The following is a 1464-nucleotide window of genomic DNA, read 5'->3' on the forward strand; positions in this document are numbered from 1 at the left end:
GACCAGCCCGTATTAGTGATGAAACTCCTGTAATGGGAGTGGAGCAAAGGGGCTGGCACAATCAGATTAAACTATTTAAAACAACTTAAAGTCAAACGATTTTAAAGTATGAATTTAGAAAAGAAATCAAAACCGTATCCAATTACCTACCCACAGGTAATGGAAGCGTACCGACTTGTAAAAGGAAAAGGCGAATCGCCAGGAATCGATGGCATAAGCATCGAAGATATAGGCGATAACCTTAATAAGCACTTGTATCCTGTGTATAACCGATTAGCAAGCGGCAGTTACTTTCCTCCTGCCGTAAAACGGCACGAGATACCCAAAGGGGATGGCAAAGTGCGCACTTTGGGCATACCTACGATAAAAGATAGGATAGCCCAAACGGTTATAGCCAAAGAACTAGAGGCTCTTGTGGACCCAATGTTCCACAAGAACTCCTTTGGTTATCGCCCCCAAAGAAGTGCACATCAGGCCATCGCACAAGCCAAAGCAAACTGTTGGCACTACCCATGGGTTATAGATATGGATATCAAAGGCTTCTTTGATAATATCGACCACGGCTTGATGATTCGAGCCCTACGATATTTCACCAAGGAGAAGCACATTGTACTCTATGCCAAGCGATGGATGAAAGCTCCTATCCAACTGAAAGATGGTACCCAGATCCAAAATACGGAGAAAGGTACGCCTCAAGGCGGGGTAATCAGTCCGATATTGGCCAACATCTTCCTGCATGTGGTCTTCGACAAGTGGATGGACATTCATTATCCTGACTGCCCATTTGAGCGGTATGCTGATGATGTGATTATCCACGTCAAGAATGAACCTTACGCCCGCCAGATTCTTAAAGCAGTTCGCCAGCGCTTCGAGGCGTGTAAGCTTGAATTACACCCGGAGAAGACCAAACTGGTTTACTGCAGGAGAAAGGGCAGACGCAAGAAGAAAGCAGCTAAACATGAACAATTTGACTTCCTTGGGTTTACTTTTCGTTCACGAAAGGTACTCACCAGAGATGGAAAACTCATGTATGGTTTTAGTCCCTCTATCAGTCGAAAGAAAACGAAGTACATCACTGAAGTGTGCCGTAATCTTCGGTTTAATAGGTGGACATACTTTGATATTCATGCACTATCTAAAGCTCTTACACCTCGCATTCGAGGCTGGTTAAACTACTTCGGTAAATTTAATATTACGAGCATGCACACTGCTTTCCGGCACATAAACCGTCGAATTGCCAAGTGGGTATTTAATAAGTACAAACGCTTCAAAAGGCGTAAAACTGTCTATTACGCCTTACTCTGGCTTAGACAGGTGGCTAAGAAAAGTCCACATCTGTTTCCTCATTGGAAAGCAGGCTTTACGCCCTAGGTTTGATTGTGAAGAGCCGTATGAATCGAGAGGTTCACGTACGGTTCTGTGAGAGGTTTAGGGGTGAGATTCCCCTTTACCTACTCGACGTTT

1 protein-coding gene is annotated in these 1464 nt (G+C 44.3%); it reads left to right on the forward strand.

Going from position 1 to position 1464, the window contains the following annotated elements; all coding sequences use genetic code 11:
• The first annotated feature begins 108 nt into the window (after positions 1-108).
• Positions 109-1371 (forward strand): group II intron reverse transcriptase/maturase, encoded by a 1263-nt coding sequence (gene ltrA, locus ACRD7A_RS19035; protein ID WP_430812978.1) that lies wholly within the window; start codon positions 109-111, stop codon positions 1369-1371.
• Positions 1372-1464 lie beyond the last annotated feature (93 nt).

The sequence above is a fragment of the Carboxylicivirga longa genome (genome assembly GCF_050589825.1).
Classification (GTDB): Bacteria; Bacteroidota; Bacteroidia; order Bacteroidales; family Marinilabiliaceae; genus Carboxylicivirga; species Carboxylicivirga longa.